The following is a 16,383-nucleotide window of genomic DNA, read 5'->3' as shown; positions in this document are numbered from 1 at the left end:
ATCCGGAGTCAGTCGGAGGCGGCCAGGCGCTCCGCGCGCCGGGCGCGGACACTCTCCTCCCGGCGCTCGGCACGCTCGGCGCGCTTGCGGTGACGGCGCAGCAGCTGGGTGCGGGCGGCCGCGTACTGGTCGCGGGCGCGCCCGGGGCCGGCCGCCCGCTCGGCCAGCCGGTCGGCGAGCGCGAGCTGCGCCTCGGCCGGCTTCTTGTCGTCGTACTTGAACTTGGCCCGCACCTCGCGGACGGTCAGCCGCAGGGCGCTCAGCCCGGGCAGCTGGCGGGCCAGTTCGCCCTCGCCGGGGACGACCCGGACCTCCGGCGACTCCGGTTGGAAGTGCGCCAGCTGGCGGTTGAGGATCTCGGCCTTGCCCGCGGCGGAGGTCACGATCTCGGCGGTGCAGTGGAAGTGCACGGAGGCGTAGTAGCTGGTCGGTGTGCCCGGCGCGCCGCGCCAGTGGCTCGGGGCGAACGCGTAGCCGTCGGTGACCGCGAGGGTGACCTGCGGGTCGGCGCGGACGGCGGCCAGCAGCGGGTTGGGGGCGGCGAGGTGGAGCAGGATCTCGCCGTGCTCGACGTCCAGCAGGAAGTGCGTGGGCACGAGCACCGGGCCCTCGCCTGGGGCGCCGTTGGCGGCGAGCAGGCCGAAGTCGCGGCCCTCGGCGAGCCAGGCGCGCCACTCGTCCTCGTCGCCGCGGTCCCAGGAGCGGATCAGCATCGTCGTGCTCCTGTTCAGCGGGGGTAGCGGCGCAGGTGCGCGGGGAGCGGGACGGCCTCGTCGTACGGGACGGGGGCGCCGTGCACGGTGGTCACCGGTATCAGGCCGGACCAGTGCGGGAGGTCCTGGTCCTCGGGGTCGTCGCCGGCGTCGTCCGCGCGGGTCTTGGCGGAGACCTCGTCCAGCTCCAGCCGGATGACGGCGGTGGCGGCCAGCTCCTTGGCGTTGGCCGGGCGCACCTCGCCGGAGCGGCCGGGCACCGCGTGGTCGACCAGGGCGGCGAGCGCGACGTCGAGCTCGGCCGGGTCGGTCACCTGGTGGGCGGTGCCGTGGGCGACCACCGAGCGGAAGTTCACCGAGTGGTTGAACGCGGACTTGGTCAGGACCAGGGCGTCGACCAGGGTGACGGTGACGCAGACCGGCAGGCCCTGCTCGGCGGTGGCGGCGCGCAGCGGGCGGCTGCCGGTGGAGCCGTGGATGTAGAGCCGGCTGCCGACCCGGGCGTAGATGGTCGGCAGGACGACGGGGGCGCCGTCGGCGACGAAGCCGAGGTGGCAGATGTAGGCCTCGTCCAGGACGGCGTGGATCGCCTCCTGCTCCCAGGTGGCGCGGTCCTTGTAGCGGGTGGGGGTGGTGCGCGGGGTGCGGGCGTAGGAGGGGGAGCCGTCTGAGCTGGCCGACATGACAGACCTCGTTGTACTAGTGCATAATCTGGTTTGTGCTAGGAGACTATCCCCTGAAAGGGCGACGCGCCAGCGAAATCGCGGCCCACATCGAACAGGGCGTCAGCAGCGGGCGCCTCGCCCCCGGAACCGCGCTGCCCCCGCTGCGGGACCTCGCCACCGAGCTCGGCGTCAACCCCAACACCGTCGCCGCCGCCTACCGCCTGCTGCGCGACCGCGGCGTGATCGAGACCGCCGGCCGTCGCGGCAGCCGGATCCTGCCCCGGCCCAAGCTCACCCCCCGCGACCAGATCCAGGTGCCCGTCCCCCCGCACGCCCGCAACCTGGCCGACGGCAACCCGGACCCGGCGCTGCTGCCCGACCTGGGCCCGGCCCTCGCGGCCGCCGCCGAGGCCGCCCGGGCCCAGCCGGTCCTCTACGGGCACGTCGCCGTCGAACCCGCGCTGCTCGACCTCGCCCGCGCCTCCTTCGAGGCGGACGGGCTGCCCGGCGGCCCGATCGCCGTCGCCTCCGGCTCGCTCGACATGATCGAGCGCACCCTCGGCGCCTGGCTGCGCCCCGGCGACGCGGTGGCCGTCGAGGACCCGGGCTGGGGCAGCCTGCTCGACCTGCTGCCCGCGATGGGGCTGCGGCCCGCGCCCGTCCGGCTGGACGACGAGGGCCCGCTGCCCGAGTCGCTGGCCGCCGCGCTGGCCGAGGGCGCCCGCGCGGTGGTGGTCACCAGCCGGGCGCAGAACCCGACCGGCGCCGCGCTCACCGCGCGCCGGGCCGAGGCGCTGCGGGCCGTCCTCGCCGGGCACCCCGAGGTGCTGCTGATCGAGGACGACCACGGGCACGGCATCGTCGACCAGCCGTACCACCCGCTGGCCGGCTCCGGCCCCCGGCGCTGGACGGTGGTGCGCTCGGCCGCCAAGGCCTACGGGCCGGACCTGCGGCTGTCGGTGGCGGTCGGCGACGCGGAGACCGTCGGCCGGGTCGCCGGACGGCTGCGGCTCGGCGCCGGCTGGGTCAGCCACCTGCTGCAGCGCACCGTCGCCGAACTGTGGCGCGCCGACGCGGCACCGGCGCCGCGGGTGGCCGCCGCGTACCGGGCGCGGCGGGACGCGCTGCTGGCGGCGCTGGCGGCGCACGGCATCGAGGCGCACGGGCGGAGCGGGCTGAACGTCTGGGTGCCGGTGGCGGACGAGACCTCCGCGCTGGCCGCGCTGGTCCAGCGCGGCTGGGTCGCGGCGCCCGGCGCGCGCTACCGCCTCCAGTCGCCGCCCGGACTGCGGCTCACCGTGGCCGCGTTGGAGGTCTCATCCGCTGGGCGGCTGGCCGACGATCTCGCGGCCGTGCTGGGAACGGACGGTAGCGGCTCCCGGCTGGTCTGAACCCGCCGGTAACAAACTGGGAAACCTGCTGCACGGGCCTGGCGCCCGGCCGAGTTGTCATGCCATCTTCTTGGCGCCACCGGCCGGCGGCCTTCCCTCACACCTCAGGCGTCTCCCCGCCCCCACTCGCGGGGAGACCGAGCCGCAGGAGCCTTCGCCGTGCCCGAAAACCGTACGAGCATCATCCGCAGTGCCCCTCGACTCGGCAGACGGCTGCTCAGTGCAGCCCTCGCCCTCCCGCTCGCCACCGGGGGCCTGCTGGCCGGCGGGCTGCTGGCCGCCGCGCCCGCCCGGGCCGCCACCGCCCCGAGCGGGCCCACCGCCAGCGTCACCCTGGGTGACAGCTACATCTCCGGCGAGGCCGGTCGCTGGAAGGGCAACTCCGCCGACTCCACCGGCGGCCGCACCGGCACCGACCGGGCCTGGACCGGCAGTTCGTACGACCCGAGCCTGGTCTACGGCACCACCGCCGCGAGCGGGTGCGACCGCTCGGACGTCGCCGAGGTGCTCGGCGCCCCGACCGTCGCGCAGAAGCAGATCAACCTGGCCTGCTCCGGAGCCGTCACCGCCAACGTCTTCCGCGCCTCCAACGGGGGGCAGGCCTACAAGGGCGAGGCCCCGCAGGCCGACCAACTCGCCACCGTGGCAGCGCAGAACAACGTCAAGCTGATCACCCTGTCCATCGGGGGCAACGACCTCGGCTTCTCCGACGTCATCTCCACCTGCGTGCAGGACTACCTGGTCTGGTACAGCTACTGCCACGGCTCGCAGCAGTCGGCGATCGACGCGAAGATGCCCGCCGCGATGGCGGGGGTCGGCAAGGCCATCGACGAGATCAGAGCGGTGATGGCGAACGCGGGCTACGCGCAAGGGGACTACCGCCTGGTGCTGCAGTCCTACCCCTCGCCGATCCCGCGCAGCGCCGAGATGCGCTACCCCGAGAGCGGCTGGAGCCGGTCGGACACCGGCGGCTGCCCGTTCTGGAACGGCGACGCCGACTGGGCCCGCGACTCCATGGTGCCGCAGATCTCCACCGCGCTCGCCGGGGTCGCCGCCGGCAAGGGCGTGCAGTTCCTGGACCTGTCCAACCTGCTGCAGGGCCACGAGGTCTGCTCCACCTCGGCGCAGCAGCCGACCGCGAGCACGCCGCCGTCCGCGACCACCGGCGAGTGGGCGCGGTTCCTGGACGGCGGGCTGAACACCACCCAGGGCGCGCTGCAGGAGTCGATGCACCCGAACTACTACGGGCAGCAGGCGCTCGGCAGTTGCCTGACCCTGCTGTGGGCGAAGCCCAGCGGCAACTACGCCTGCCGCAACACGGCCGGGCGGGACGCGAGCGGGATGTACCTGACCGCGCGCTGACCCGCTGCGCCGCCGCTCCCCGTGCGTGCCGCCGCTCCCCGCCCGGTCGGTCGGGCGGGGAGCGGCGGCACGCCGGTCAGCCCTTGGCGAGCAACGCCTGGGCGTGCGACCTGACCTGATCGCGCGTCAGATAGGCGTCGGTGTACTCGAAGTCCTGCAGTCGGGCGGGCTGGCGGGCCAGGAAGCCGGTGCGGACGAAGTCGTCCCCGGCGGTCGCGTTCAGCAGCCAGTTCGCGCCGACCCGGAACTTCGCGGCGTTGGTGCGCATCGCCATCAGGTGGTAGCCGCGCGCCACCAGCTGGGCCGGCACCCCGCGCAGCTCGACGCCGACCGGCTTGGACACCGCGTCCTTGCCGCCGAGGTCGACCACCAGGCCCAAGTCCTTGTGGTAGTACGGCTCCAGGGGCTGGTTGTGGAGCGCGGCGATCACGTTGTCGGCCACCGCGCGGCCCTGCCGGGCGGAGTGCTGGGCGGTCGGCGGGCAGACCGCGCCGTCGCCCTTGGCGAGGTCCGGGACGGCGGCCGCGTCACCCAACGCGAACACGCCCTCGAACTGCGGCACCCGCATCTCGGCCGTCACCGCGATGCGCCCGCGCACCGTCTCCGCGTCCAGGGTGGCGATCAGCGGGCTCGCGGCCACCCCCGCCGTCCAGATCAGCGTGCGGCACGGCAGCACCCGGCCGTCCGTGAACTTGACGGACTCGGCGCCGACTTCGGCCACCGAGACGCCGAGCGACACCTCGATGCCGCGGCCGCGCAGGATCTCCAGCGCGGCCTCGCCGAGCGGGTCGCCGAGCTCGGGCATCAGCTTCGGCGCGATGTCGATCAGGTGCCACTTGATCTGCCGGGCGTCCAGCCGCGGGTAGCGGCGGGCGGCGGCGGTGGTCAGGCGCTGCAGGCAGGCGGCCGTCTCGGTGCCCGCGTAGCCGCCGCCGACCACCACGAACTGCAGCCGCGACTCCCGCTCCCTCTGGTCCAGGGTGGCCGAGGCGAGGTCGAGTTGGGCGATCACGTGGTCGCGGACGTAGGCCGCCTCGGCGAGCGTCTTCATGCCCCGGGCGTAGTCGGTCAGGCCCGGGATGTCGAAGGTGCGGGTGACACTGCCGGGCGCGAGCACCAGGTAGTCGTACTTCTGGGCGACCACCTCATCGGTGATCTTGCGCACGACGCACACCTTGGAAGCCGGGTCCACACCGATCGCCCCGCCGGGGACGATGTGGGTGCGCCGCAGCGAGCGGCGCAGCGAGACCGCCACCGACTGCGGGGTGAGCACGCCGGCGGCGACGTGCGGCAGCAGCGGCAGGTAGAGCTGATAGCTGAACGGTGTGACCAGCGAGATCTCGGCCTCGGAGGGCGCGAGCTTGCGCTCCAGGCGGCGGGCGCACTCCAGGCCGGCGAAGCCGCCGCCCACGATCAGGATCCGAGGTCGTTCCATCGCTCATCCCTTTGCCGTGCGGGTCGTACCGTGAAGGTCCCCTGTTACTGCCCGCCACACTCGCACGGAGCACCGGGGGCTGCCACCGGGGCGGGGCGGAGGAGGGAGGACGGCGGGGCGGAGGAAGGAGGACGGTGCGGCGGGCCGGATAAGCTGTCCGCCGTGCTCCCCGAGGTGACGGCGATCCGCTACGTGACGCCACTGCGAGAAGGCGGCTCGATGCCGGGCCTGGTCGAGGCCGACGACCGGCGGCTCTACGCGCTGAAATGGGTCGGCGCCGCACAGGGCCGCAAGGCGCTGGTGGCCGAGGTGCTCGCCGGGGAACTGGGCCGGCGGCTCGGACTGCCGGTGCCGGAACTGGTGACCGTCGACCTCGACCCGGTGCTCGCCCGCAGCGAACCGGACCACCAGATCCAGGACCAGATGCGGGCCAGCGGCGGGACCAACCTGGGGATGTCCTTCGTCTCCGGCGCGCTCAACTTCGACCCGCTCTGCTTCGAGGTGGACCCCGAACTCGCCGGGCGGGTGCTCTGGTTCGACGCGCTCATCGGCAACGTCGACCGCTCCTGGCGCAACCCCAACCTGCTGGTGGCGACCGGCGGGCTGCGGCTGATCGACCACGGCGCGAGCCTCATCTTCCACCACAACTGGGCCGGCGCCGCCGCCTGGGCCCGCCGCCGGTACGACGCCGCCGACCACGCGCTGCTCCACCACCGGCCCGATCTCGCGGGCGCGGACCGGGAGTTGGCGCCGCTCGCGGAGGCGGCGGTGGCCGACGCGGTGGCGCAGATCCCGGAGGTCTGGCTGGCGGACGAGCCCGGCTTCGACTCGCCGGAGGACGTCCGGGCCGCGTACCGCGACCAGTTGACCGAGCGACTGGCCGGTCCGCGCGACTGGCTGCCGGAGGTACCCGCATGACCGAGCCGCTGTCCGTTCCGTCGTCGTCCGGCGCGCTGCCGGCGGTGATCGAGCGGTACGACTACGAGTACGCGGTGGTCCGCGCGGTGCCGCGGGTCGAGCGCGGCGAGTGCGTCAACGTCGGGGTGCTGCTGTACTGCCGGCAGAGCGGCCACCTGGCCGCGCGCACCCACCTGGACCAGGGGCGGCTGCTGGCGCTGGACCCGGTGGTGGACGTGCAGGGCGTGCGGCGGGCGCTGCAGGGGATCGAGGCGGTCTGCCAGGGCGGCCCCGCGGCCGGTCCGGCCGCGGGGGACAACCCCGGGCAGCGGTTCCGCTGGCTGACGGCGCCGCGCAGTGCGATCGTCCAGCCGGGGCCGGTGCACACCGGGCTGACCGCGGACCCGGACGCGGAGCTGCGCCGGTTGTTCGAGCAGCTGGTGCTCTAATGACTCTCGGTGTCGGCGGCGCGCGGACGGTTGCCGTGGTCAAATCTTGAGTTACTGAAGCAGTTCGCCGTACCCTGGCCCCATGGGTTCGACAGCGACGACGACCGTCCCGACCAACGCCGAGCTGATGGAGGTGCTGGCCGCCGTCGGCGCCGCCTACTTCCACGACTTCGCGGCGGCCGCGGCCCGGCACGGGCTCTCCTCCTCGCAGGCCAAGGCGCTGGGGGCGGTGCAGGAGCCGGTGCCGATGCGGGCGCTGGCCGGGCGGCTGGGCTGCGACGCCTCGAACGTCACCGGGATCGTCGACCGGCTGGAGTCCCTGGGCCTCGCCCACCGGGAGGCCGCCGCGGGTGACCGCCGGGTCAAGATCGTGGTGATCACGGCCGAGGGGCGGGAGATCCTGGGCCGCATCCGTGCCGAGATGGCGCGCACCCACCAGGCCTTCGAGGAGATGACCGACGAGCAGCGGATCGCGCTGCACTCGATCTGCGCGCAGGTGCTGCCGGTGCTGGTCGGCCGCTCGGGCGGCGCGCAGTAGCGCCGACGCGGGCGACGTAGGAGCGCCGAGGCAGTGGCGCCATGGCTCTACGGGCGTAGCGTCCTGGCGCCTGCACCGGGCGTGACCTCGGCTGTTAGGCTTGCGAAGCGTGAGCGCGAAGCCCCAGATCCCCAATGTCCTGGCCTCCCGGTACGCCTCGGCGACCCTGGCCCAGCTGTGGTCCCCCGAGCACAAGGTGGTCCTCGAGCGCCACCTGTGGCTCGCCGTCCTGAAGGCCCAGCAGGACCTCGGCGTCGAGGTGCCGGCGACCGCCGTCGCCGACTACGAGCGGGTCGTCGACCAGGTCGACCTCGGCTTGATCGCCGCCCGTGAGCGGATCACCCGCCACGACGTGAAGGCCCGGATCGAGGAGTTCAGCGAGCTCGCCGGCCACGAGCAGATCCACAAGGGCATGACCTCCCGGGATCTGACCGAGAACGTCGAGCAGCTGCAGATCCGCCAGTCCCTCGAGCACGTCCGGGACCGCACGGTCGCCGTCCTGGTGCGCCTGGCCGACCTGGCCGCCCAGCACTCCGAGCTGGTCATGGCCGGCCGCTCGCACAACGTGGCCGCGCAGGCGACCACCCTGGGCAAGCGCTTCGCGTCGATCGCCGACGAGCTGCTGGTCGCCTTCCGCCGCCTGGAGGAGCTGATCGCCCGCTACCCGCTGCGCGGGATCAAGGGCCCGGTCGGCACCGCGCAGGACATGCTGGACCTGCTCGGCGGGGACACCGAGAAGCTCGCCGAGCTGGAGCGCCGGGTCGCCGCGCACCTCGGCTTCGAGAACGTGCTCACCAGCGTCGGCCAGGTCTACCCGCGCTCGCTGGACTTCGAGGTGCTGACCGCCCTCGTCCAGCTGGCCGCCGCGCCGTCCAGCCTGGCCAAGACCATCCGCCTGATGGCCGGCCACGAGCTGGTCACGGAGGGCTTCAAGGAGGGCCAGGTCGGCTCCTCCGCGATGCCGCACAAGATGAACACCCGCTCCTGCGAGCGCGTCAACGGCCTGGCCGTCATCCTGCGCGGCTACGCCTCGATGACCGGCGAGCTGGCCGGCGACCAGTGGAACGAGGGCGACGTCTCCTGCTCCGTGGTGCGCCGGGTCGCGCTGCCGGACGCCTTCTTCGCCTTCGACGGCCTGCTGGAGACCTTCCTGACCGTCCTCGACGAGTTCGGCGCCTTCCCCGCCGTGATCGAGACGGAGCTGGACCGCTACCTGCCGTTCCTGGCCACCACCAAGGTGCTGATGGGGGCGGTGCGCGCGGGCGTCGGCCGGGAGACCGGCCACGAGGTCATCAAGGAGCACGCCGTCGCCTCCGCGCTGGCGATGCGGGCCGGCGCGCGGGAGAACGAGCTGCTGGACCGGCTCGCCGCCGACGAGCGGATCCCGCTGGACCGGGCCGCGCTGGACGCGCTGCTGGCCGACAAGCTGTCCTTCACGGGCGCGGCCGGGGCGCAGGTCGCCGAGATCGTCCGCCAGGTGGAGGCCGTCGCGGCCGCGTACCCGGCGGCCGCCAAGTACGCGCCGGCCGACATCCTCTGATCAGGACGGCCCCTGACGGTTCGTCAGTTGGTCGACGAGGGCCCTGCCGCCGTTCCGGTGGCGGGGCCCTCCGGCGTCCGGGCGCGGCCGGGATCGAGCGGCGGGGTGGTGGTGCCGCAGGGCCACTCGCAGTTCGGCTCGGCCACCGGGTGCTCCTCGTCCTCGGGGGCCAGGACGTTGCCGCGCACGGTCGCGAAGGCGATCAGGCCGCCGGTGGCCAGCAGGCCCGCGCAGATCAGCATCGCGGTGCGGAAGGCGGAGTCCACCGAGGACGGCACCCGGTAGGCGTCGCCGCTCAGCCCGGCCAGCGCCGGGAGGGCGGCCACCGCGAGCAGGCCGGCCGCGCGGGCGGCGGCGTTGTTGACGCCGCTGGCGATGCCCGCGTGCCGCACCTCCACGGCGGCCAGCACCGTCGCCGTCAGCGGGGCGACCAGCAGCGTCATGCCGGAGCCCATCACGGCGACGGCGGGCAGGACGTCCAGCCAGTAGGAGGAGTGCGGGCCGGTGCGCAGCATCAGCAGTACCCCGGCGGCGCACAGCAGTGGGCCGAAGGTGAGCGGCAGGCGCGGGCCGATCCGCTTGCCGAGGCGCCCGGCGCGGGCCGAGAACAGCAGCATCAGCACGGTGATCGGCACCAGTGCGAAGCCGGAGACCAGCGGGGAGAAGCCGGAGACGATCTGCAGCTGCACCACCAGCAGGAAGAACACCCCGCTGAAGGCGGCGTAGACGCAGAGGGTGACGAGGTTCACCGCGGTGAACAGCCGGGAGGAGAACAGGTCGAGCGGCAGCATCGGGTCGGGCGTGCGGCGCTCGACGGCCAGGAAGGCCGCGCCGAGCACGAGGCCGAGCGCGCCGGAGATCCAGACGGCCGGGGACAGGCCCTCCCCGGCGGCCGTCAGCGCGTAGGTGATCGCGCCGAGGGAGAACGCGGCCAGCAGCGCGCCGGGCACGTCGAAGCGGCCGCTCGCGCTCTCGTCCCGGCTCTCCGGCACGTACCGGGAGGTGACGGCGATCACGGCGGCGGCCAGCGGCAGGTTCAGCAGGAAGATCCAGCGCCAGCCGGGGCCGTCCACCAGCCAGCCGCCGAGGAACGGGCCGACCGCGGCCGACACCCCGCCCAGGCCGGACCACAGGCCGACCGCCGGCGAGCGGTCGTCCGGGTGGAAGACGGCCTGGAGCATGGCGAGCGAGCCGGGGGTGAGCAGGGCGCCACCGATGCCCTGGATGGCGCGGGCGGCGATCAGCACCTCGATGTTCGGCGCGGCGGCGCAGGCCGCGGAGGCGGCGGCGAACCAGACCACGCCGAGCAGGAACACCCGGCGCCGGCCGTACCGGTCGCCGAGCGCGCCGCCGAGCAGGATCAGCCCGGCGAGGGTGAGGAGATAGGAGTTGAGCGTCCACTGCAGGGACGCCAGGGAGGCGCCGAGGTCGGCGCCGATCCGCGGCAGCGCGACGTTGACGACCGTGCCGTCGAGCATCGCCATGCTGGAGCCGAGCACCGTCGCCAGTAGTACCCAGCGACCCTGCGCGGTGCCCAGGCGCAGGGTGCCGGCCTCGGAGGTGGCCACGGCCCGATCCTGCGCCCCGGGGGGCGTGCGTGACAAGGGTCACCGGGAGGTGTGTCGACGGCGACGGGGGGTGGTCGTGCGGATGCGGTGCGTGGACGAGTTCGGCGCAGGGTCGTGGATCAGTGGCGCCCGGTGAATGGATTGTGCACGCACGGTGTGGTGAATCATGCGGAGGGTCACCGCGGGCGAGGCGGCCGCCCGCCGTTCGGGAGATCGACATTGCTTCACCCGAACGGATGGGTTTTAGTTCAGCGACCGACCGGCCAGCCCGGACGGATCCGCCGGGTGGAACGCCGAGTCCTGCCGCTGCCCGGTGGCTCGCACTGAACTCTGTACGGCAGGAGCGGGGGACCCACAGGTAAGTCGCCGGACCGGTGTCCGCGTGTTCGACGCGCGGACGGCCAGGACCGGCTTGGGGTGAAGCCGCACATGCGGCCGGGCAACTCCAGCCCGAACCCGACAGCTCACCTCGCAGGCGTCGGAGAGGAAACTTCCATGCCTGCTCAGGCTCGTCGTATCACCCTGCCCCGCGCCGCCCGGATCGGCATCGCCACCGCGGTCACCGGGGTCTCCTTCGCCCTCCCGCTGGTCACCGTGGTGAGCGCCCAGGCCCACACCGCGCACACCGCCCCGGCTGCTGCCGCTGCCGCCGTCGCTGACGCCAAGCCGGCCGCCCCGGCCGCCGCTTCCGCCTCCGCGGACGAGAGCTACCGGGTCGTCAGCGGTGACACCCTGTCGAAGATCGCCGACGCCAAGCACGTCCAGGGCGGCTGGCAGGCGCTGTACGAGCGCAACCACGCGGTCGTCGGTGCCAACCCGAACCTGATCTTCCCGGGCCAGCAGCTCGTCGTCGCCGGCCACGCCGCGGCTCCGGCCGCTCCGGCCGCTCCCGCGGCCCCGGCCGCTCCGGCCGAGAAGCCGGCCGCGCCGGCCCAGAAGCCCGCCGCCGCGCCGCAGGGCGACCTCCAGGTCACCACCGAGAACGCCAAGCCGGGCGCCCAGCTGCAGACCCAGGCTCAGGTCGCCGCCCCGGCGCAGGCCGTCACCGCCGCCCCGGTCGCCGCCACCTCCGGCTTTGTCGCGCCGCTGGCCAACCCGGTGCTCGGCGAGGCCTACGGCGTCGCCGGCTCGATGTGGGCCTCCGGCCACCACACCGGCCAGGACTTCGTCGCCTCCACCGGCACCCCGCTGCGCGCGGTCGCCAACGGTGTCGTGGTCAAGGCCGGCAACGGCGGCGCCTACGGCAACGAGGTCGAGATCAAGCTCGCCGACGGCCACTACGCGCAGTACGCGCACCTGTCCGTCATCGGCGTGAAGATCGGTCAGACCGTCACCGTCGGCCAGCAGCTCGGCCTGTCCGGTGCGACCGGCAACGTGACCGGCCCGCACCTGCACTTCGAGATCCGCACCGGTCCGGAGTACGGCTCGGACATCGACCCGGTCGCCTACCTGCGGGCGCACGGCGTCGCGCTGTAACCCCTCCGGGTTCAGGAACCACCGCCGGTGCGGGGCGAATCGGCCCTCCGGGATGGTCATGTCGGGTGACCGCTCGACCGGATGACCGCTGCACCGGTGGACATGGGCGCGGGACACGCCCAGGCCGGCCCGGCCTCGCGAGACTTTCCTCGCGTGGCCGGGCCGGCCGCTTTCGCGTTCGCGGGGCCGGCCGGCTCTCGAACGCGGCGTCAACTTCGGGGCGGCGCGGCTTGCGAGGCGTTCGGCGGCGCGCCGATGCTGTCGGTCGTCAGTGCCCGGCCCGGTCCGGCGGGCGGGCGGGCCGGGCGGACGAGGAGGCCGGATGGCCGTACGGGGTGTGGACGCGGTCGGCGGGTCGGGCGCGGTCGGCGGGGCACGCGGGATCGACCGGTTGAAGGCCGATTCGGTCGGCCTGCCGGGCGTGGTGTTCATGGCCGTCGCCACGGCCGCCCCGATCACCGCGATGACGGGGAACCTGCCGATCGTCGTCGGGCAGGGCAACGGGGTCGGCGCGCCCGCCGCGTACGTCGTGGCGACCGCGGTGCTCACCGTGTTCTCGGTCGGGTACGTGGCGATGGCCCGGCACATCACGGCCGCCGGCGCGTTCTACGGCTACGTCTCGCACGGGCTCGGCCGGGTCGTCGGGATGGCCTCCGGGCTGCTCGCGGTGCTGGCGTACATCGTGTTCGAGGCCTCGGTGCTCGGCTTCTTCGCCTACGCGCTGCGCGGGCTGGTGCGTGCTCAGCTGGGGGTGGAGCTCGGCTGGGGCTGGTACGCGCTGTTCGGGCTGGCGGCGATCGGGGTGACGGCCTGGTTCGACCTGCACCTGACGGCGAAGGTGCTCGGGGTGGCGCTGGTGCTGCTGGTGCTCAACCGGGGCGCGGCGGCCGGGGTCGCGGCGGGCACCCTGCTGTTCCGGCTGATCCCGTACCTGGTGGTCGGGGTGTTCCTGGGCGGGATCGGGCTGGCGCTCGCGGTGCGGTGGCGGCGGCCGGAGCTGTACGCGCGGCTGGGGCGGATCGTGCTGGAGGACGCCGTCGAGCGGTGACTACCGGTGGCGGGTCGGCAGGCCGTACTCGGCCGCGGTGAGCAGCTCGTGCATCCGGTGGCCGAAGTCCTCGGTGTCGCGGGCGGGTTGGGGGAAGACCAGGCGGACGTCGCGGTGGCCGTCCGGGTGGTCCAGGCGCAGCACCAGGCCGTGGCGGTCCAGGGCGAACGGGCGGACCTCGGGGTGGCGGGCGAGCAGGGCCGGGTCGAGCAGGCGGGTGAGGACGGTGAGGGCGTCGGGGTGCTCGTCGGCGAAGTGGGTGAGCAGCGCGGCCTCGTGGCGGGCCAGCGGGTCGGGGGCGGCGAGGGCGAGGTCGGCGGCGGTGAGCGCGCCGGTGCCGTACGGGGTGGCGAGGACGGCGTGGGCTACGTCGACGCGCAGGTGGACGCCGAGGCCGTCGTCGGCGAGGTGGGCCAGGTGCAGTCGCCCGGCCAGGGTGAGGCGGGCGCGGATGCGGTCGCGGACGGCGACCGGGGCGACGTCGGTGACGTCCAGGACGACGGCGAGGCCGCCGGTGGCCCGGGCGGCGGCCGAGGTGAGCGGGGCGTCCAGCGGGGCCCACAGCCGCAGGCGGGAGCCGTGCACGCTGACCGGGGTGTCCAGGTCGTGCTGCTCGCCGAGGGCGCGGACGGTGAGCGAGGAGGCCGTGTCGAGCAGGCTGAGGGCCCGTTCGGCGGTGGTGGGCTCGGGCGCCTCGGCGTCGCCGGCGGGCAGGGTCATGGCGGACCTCCAGTAAGTTAGGTGAGCCTAACCTAATGTCCGCGTGGGGGTGTGGCAAGTGGGTGTGGGGGCGCGCCGAAGGGCCCGGGCGGCGTGTGCGCCCGGGCCCTTCGGGGGTGGGGTCGGGAGATCGGGTGGGGGCGGGAGATCGGGTGGGCTCAGGAGATGACGGCCTGGGCGTCGATCTCGACCAGCATGGGCTCCTGGGGGAGTTCGACGAAGACGGTGGTGCGGCAGGGCTTCACGCCGCCGGGCTCGATGTTTTCGTCGATGAACGCGGCGTAGACCTCGTTCATCAGGGGGAAGTCGGCGCGCTTGGTGAGGTAGACGCGGAACATCACCACGTCCTCGATGGTCGCGCCGCCGGCCTCGACGATGGCCTTGACGTTCTCCAGGGTGCGGCGGGTCTGCGCCTTCACGTCGCCGGGGTGGAGGTACTCGCCGGTGGCCGGGTCCTGCGGGCCCTGGCCGGAGACCTGGAGGATCGGGCCCTTGCGGACGCCCTGGGAGAACATCCAGGCCGGGGCGGGGGCGCCGTCGGTGCGGATCTCGACCTTGTCGGACATGGGGCTCCTTGGCTCCTTCGTGAGGTGATGGTGCGTCAGGTGTGGTCGGGGCGGCCGCAGTCGGCGGAGACGGCGCGGGTGGTGGCGAGCAACTGGGGGAGCAGGTCCAGCACCTGCTCGTACGGGAGGACGACGTCCGGCACGGAGAGGGAGGCCGCGGCGACGACCCGTCCGGTGGCGTCGCGGATCGGGGCGGCCACGCAGTTGATGAACGCCTCGTGCTCGGCGTGGTCCTGCGCCCAGCCCTGGGCGGCGACCTGCTCCAGCTCGGTGAGCAGCGCCTCGGGGGTGGTGAGGGTGCGCGGGGTGTGGGGGGTGAAGTCGATGCCGGCCACCACCCGGCGGCGTTCGGGCAGTGGCAGGTCGGCGAGCAGGACCTTGGAGACGGCGGCGCTGTGCAGGGCGGCGCGCAGGCCGATCCGGGAGTACATCCTGACCGGGTGGCGGGAGTCGAACTTGTCGATGTAGACGACCTCGCCGCCCTCGTACGCGGCCAGGTGGACGGTCTGGCCGGTGGCGGCGTTGAGTTCGGCCAGGTGCGGGGCGGCGATGCGGCGGATGCCGCGCTGCTCCAGGGCGAGGCCGGAGAGGGCGAACAGGCCGGCGCCCAGGTGGTAGCGGTAGGCGGCGTCGCGGTAGACGAACCGTTCCTCCTCCAGGCTCTGGAGCAGTCGCAGCACGGTCGTCTTGTGGACGCCGAGCACCTCGGCGAGCTGGTCGAGGGAGCGCTCGCCCTCGCCGAGCTGGGCGAGGATGCGCAGGGCGCGGGTGACGGTCTGGCTCATCGGGCTCGGCTCCGGGGGTCGGGGATGCCGCTCATTGTGCCCGGGCGCGGGGGGTGTTCGGCGTCGGGTAGGGCGGGGGAGGTGATGCCGTCGGCGGTGACGCGGGTGGCGGCCCAGTCCGCGGCGGAGGCGGCGAGCAGGGCGGCCGCGACGGGGGCGGGCGGCAGCTCGGCCTGGTCGCCGGGGGCGGTCAGGGCGCAGGCGGCGCTGAGGTGGCCGAGCCGTAGCCGTCCGCGCTGGTCGAGGCCGCGGAGGGTGCCGGCCAGGTAGCCGGCTGCGAAGGCGTCGCCCGCGCCGGTGGCCTCGACCACGTCGACGGCGAGGGCGGGTTCGGTGACCGCCGTGCCGTCCCGGTCCAGGGCGGTGACCTGGCGGGCGGCGTCCTTGACGACGACGGTCGCGGGGGTGGGGAAACGGCGGCGCAGGGCGGCGGGGTCGCCGGTGCCGAAGGCGTCCCGCGCCTCGTCGGCGCCGAGCAGCAGGACGTCGGCGGCGTCCAGCAGCGGCGGCAGCACGGCCGGGTCGCGGTCGCGCCACAGCGCCGGGCGCCAGTTGAGGTCGAAGCTGACCAGCCGTCCGGGCCGGCGCTCGGCGAGCAGGGCGCGCAGCAGGGCCAGGCAGTCGTCGGAGAGGGCGGCGGTGATGCCCGACAGGTGCAGCAGCCTGGCCCCGGCGAGCAGTCGGGCGGTGGCCGGGTCGGCGAGCAGGGCGGGGGAGAGTGCGGCGGCGGCGGAGCCGCGGCGGTGGTAGTGCAGGCGGCTGCGGCCGGGGCCGAGGTCGTGGCGGTGGCCGGTGGCGCCGCCGACCTCCTTGAGGTAGAGGCCGGTCGGGCGGTGCGGGTCGACGGAGACGGCGGAGACGTCGACGCCGCGGGCGGCCAGTTCGGCGAGCAGGCGGCGGCCGAAGCCGTCGTCGCCGACGCGGCTGATCCAGGCGGCGGGCGCGCCGAGGGCGGCCAGTGCGCCGGCCACGTTGGACTCGGCGCCGCCCACGGACAGCCGGAAGGTCTCCACGGCCTCCAGCGGGCCGGGGCGGTCGGGGAGCAGGACGGCCATCGACTCGCCCACGCACACCGCGGCCGGGGGAGGGCCGGGGCGGGGCGGGGCGGGGGTGTCGTGGCTCGGCATCTGCGGGGCTCCTCGTCTGCGGCGCTTCGGCGCCGGGACCGGCTGAACCTCCCGCGCCGGTCGAGGCGTTGATCAAGGACCGACCGGCGTCGGCGCGTCACGT

At 74.5% G+C, this 16,383-nt stretch carries 16 protein-coding genes and 1 riboswitch; of the genes, 8 read left to right on the top strand and 8 right to left on the bottom strand.

What is annotated here, in order from left to right; genetic code table 11:
• Positions 1 to 8 precede the first annotated feature (8 nt).
• A complete protein-coding gene (locus tag AB2U05_RS04125; RefSeq protein WP_063773522.1) occupies positions 9 to 713 on the bottom strand; it encodes an FMN-binding negative transcriptional regulator in 705 nt (234 codons plus the stop codon).
• Between the two features lie 14 nt (positions 714 to 727).
• A complete protein-coding gene (locus tag AB2U05_RS04120) occupies positions 728 to 1,396 on the bottom strand; it encodes a pyridoxamine 5'-phosphate oxidase family protein (protein WP_045697959.1) in 669 nt (222 codons plus the stop codon).
• 35 nt (positions 1,397 to 1,431) lie between these two features.
• Here AB2U05_RS04120 and AB2U05_RS04115 point away from each other — a divergent pair, with 35 nt between their 5' ends.
• Positions 1,432 to 2,769, top strand: coding sequence for an aminotransferase class I/II-fold pyridoxal phosphate-dependent enzyme (locus tag AB2U05_RS04115; RefSeq protein ID WP_369182465.1), 1,338 nt, complete (start codon positions 1,432 to 1,434; stop codon positions 2,767 to 2,769).
• 159 nt (positions 2,770 to 2,928) lie between these two features.
• Entirely contained in the window at positions 2,929 to 4,131 is a 1,203-nt protein-coding gene (locus tag AB2U05_RS04110; protein WP_369182464.1) for a GDSL-type esterase/lipase family protein, read from the top strand.
• A 76-nt stretch (positions 4,132 to 4,207) separates the two neighbouring features.
• Here AB2U05_RS04110 and AB2U05_RS04105 read toward each other — a convergent pair whose 3' ends face one another.
• Positions 4,208 to 5,566 (bottom strand): NAD(P)/FAD-dependent oxidoreductase, encoded by a 1,359-nt coding sequence (locus AB2U05_RS04105; protein WP_045697963.1) that lies wholly within the window; start codon positions 5,564 to 5,566, stop codon positions 4,208 to 4,210.
• A 162-nt stretch (positions 5,567 to 5,728) separates the two neighbouring features.
• On the opposite strand from AB2U05_RS04105, the gene AB2U05_RS04100 reads away from it, so the two are divergent.
• The 4 genes from AB2U05_RS04100 to purB all read left to right on the top strand — a co-directional run bounded on the left by AB2U05_RS04100 (position 5,729) and on the right by purB (position 8,990).
• Entirely contained in the window at positions 5,729 to 6,484 is a 756-nt protein-coding gene (locus tag AB2U05_RS04100; RefSeq protein ID WP_045697964.1) for a HipA family kinase, read from the top strand.
• Between the two features lie 44 nt (positions 6,485 to 6,528).
• Positions 6,529 to 6,912: a DUF3037 domain-containing protein gene (locus tag AB2U05_RS04095; RefSeq protein WP_045698046.1), complete on the top strand. Its 384-nt coding sequence runs from the start codon at positions 6,529 to 6,531 to the stop codon at positions 6,910 to 6,912.
• A gap of 82 nt (positions 6,913 to 6,994) precedes the next feature.
• Positions 6,995 to 7,450, top strand: a complete 456-nt coding sequence (locus AB2U05_RS04090; protein ID WP_045697965.1) for a MarR family winged helix-turn-helix transcriptional regulator — start codon at positions 6,995 to 6,997, stop codon at positions 7,448 to 7,450.
• A 100-nt stretch (positions 7,451 to 7,550) separates the two neighbouring features.
• Positions 7,551 to 8,990, top strand: coding sequence for an adenylosuccinate lyase (gene purB / locus AB2U05_RS04085; protein ID WP_369182463.1), 1,440 nt, complete (start codon positions 7,551 to 7,553; stop codon positions 8,988 to 8,990).
• 23 nt (positions 8,991 to 9,013) lie between these two features.
• On the opposite strand, the gene AB2U05_RS04080 is transcribed toward purB, so the two are convergent.
• Complete coding sequence (locus AB2U05_RS04080; RefSeq protein WP_369185890.1) at positions 9,014 to 10,474, bottom strand: MFS transporter; 1,461 nt, start codon at positions 10,472 to 10,474, stop codon at positions 9,014 to 9,016.
• A gap of 395 nt (positions 10,475 to 10,869) precedes the next feature.
• A riboswitch (cyclic di-AMP (ydaO/yuaA leader) is annotated at positions 10,870 to 11,051 on the top strand.
• Between the two features lie 2 nt (positions 11,052 to 11,053).
• On the opposite strand from AB2U05_RS04080, the gene AB2U05_RS04075 reads away from it, so the two are divergent.
• Together AB2U05_RS04075 and AB2U05_RS04070 are read left to right on the top strand one after the other, a co-directional pair.
• Positions 11,054 to 12,034: a peptidoglycan DD-metalloendopeptidase family protein gene (locus AB2U05_RS04075; protein ID WP_369182462.1), complete on the top strand. Its 981-nt coding sequence runs from the start codon at positions 11,054 to 11,056 to the stop codon at positions 12,032 to 12,034.
• Between the two features lie 322 nt (positions 12,035 to 12,356).
• Complete coding sequence (locus tag AB2U05_RS04070) at positions 12,357 to 13,082, top strand: hypothetical protein (RefSeq protein WP_369182461.1); 726 nt, start codon at positions 12,357 to 12,359, stop codon at positions 13,080 to 13,082.
• Here AB2U05_RS04070 and AB2U05_RS04065 read toward each other — a convergent pair whose 3' ends face one another.
• The 4 genes from AB2U05_RS04065 to AB2U05_RS04050 form a co-directional block, all read right to left on the bottom strand.
• Positions 13,083 to 13,802: a DUF2470 domain-containing protein gene (locus AB2U05_RS04065; RefSeq protein ID WP_369182460.1), complete on the bottom strand. Its 720-nt coding sequence runs from the start codon at positions 13,800 to 13,802 to the stop codon at positions 13,083 to 13,085.
• Between the two features lie 158 nt (positions 13,803 to 13,960).
• On the bottom strand, positions 13,961 to 14,368 hold the full coding sequence (locus AB2U05_RS04060; RefSeq protein ID WP_045697975.1) for a RidA family protein: 408 nt from the start codon (positions 14,366 to 14,368) through the stop codon (positions 13,961 to 13,963).
• Positions 14,369 to 14,403: 35 nt separating this feature from the next.
• Positions 14,404 to 15,153, bottom strand: a complete 750-nt coding sequence (locus tag AB2U05_RS04055) for an IclR family transcriptional regulator (protein WP_045708968.1) — start codon at positions 15,151 to 15,153, stop codon at positions 14,404 to 14,406.
• Positions 15,150 to 16,280, bottom strand: coding sequence for a sugar kinase (locus tag AB2U05_RS04050; RefSeq protein ID WP_369182459.1), 1,131 nt, complete (start codon positions 16,278 to 16,280; stop codon positions 15,150 to 15,152). Before AB2U05_RS04050 ends, AB2U05_RS04055 begins: the two co-directional genes overlap by 4 nt.
• Positions 16,281 to 16,383: the final 103 nt, after the last annotated feature.

The sequence above is a fragment of the Streptomyces sp. Y1 genome, assembly GCF_041053115.1.
GTDB lineage: Bacteria > Actinomycetota > Actinomycetes > Streptomycetales > Streptomycetaceae > Kitasatospora > Kitasatospora rubellomurina.
Note: the sequence above shows the minus strand (reverse complement) of the source record. Positions and strands in the feature narration are given on the sequence as shown.

Bases quoted from the DNA above. Each gene is read 5' to 3' on its own strand.
- AB2U05_RS04125 (WP_063773522.1), bottom strand. From the start codon at position 713: ATGCTGATCCGCTCCTGGGACCGCGGCGACGAGGACGAGTGGCGCGCC.
- AB2U05_RS04120 (WP_045697959.1), bottom strand. From the start codon at position 1,396: ATGTCGGCCAGCTCAGACGGCTCCCCCTCCTACGCCCGCACCCCGCGC.
- AB2U05_RS04105 (WP_045697963.1), bottom strand. From the start codon at position 5,566: ATGGAACGACCTCGGATCCTGATCGTGGGCGGCGGCTTCGCCGGCCTG.
- AB2U05_RS04090 (WP_045697965.1), top strand. From the start codon at position 6,995: ATGGGTTCGACAGCGACGACGACCGTCCCGACCAACGCCGAGCTGATG.
- AB2U05_RS04080 (WP_369185890.1), bottom strand. From the start codon at position 10,474: ATGGCGATGCTCGACGGCACGGTCGTCAACGTCGCGCTGCCGCGGATC.
- AB2U05_RS04075 (WP_369182462.1), top strand. From the start codon at position 11,054: ATGCCTGCTCAGGCTCGTCGTATCACCCTGCCCCGCGCCGCCCGGATC.
- AB2U05_RS04070 (WP_369182461.1), top strand. From the start codon at position 12,357: ATGGCCGTACGGGGTGTGGACGCGGTCGGCGGGTCGGGCGCGGTCGGC.
- AB2U05_RS04065 (WP_369182460.1), bottom strand. From the start codon at position 13,802: ATGACCCTGCCCGCCGGCGACGCCGAGGCGCCCGAGCCCACCACCGCC.
- AB2U05_RS04060 (WP_045697975.1), bottom strand. From the start codon at position 14,368: ATGTCCGACAAGGTCGAGATCCGCACCGACGGCGCCCCCGCCCCGGCC.
- AB2U05_RS04055 (WP_045708968.1), bottom strand. From the start codon at position 15,153: ATGAGCCAGACCGTCACCCGCGCCCTGCGCATCCTCGCCCAGCTCGGC.
- AB2U05_RS04050 (WP_369182459.1), bottom strand. From the start codon at position 16,280: ATGCCGAGCCACGACACCCCCGCCCCGCCCCGCCCCGGCCCTCCCCCG.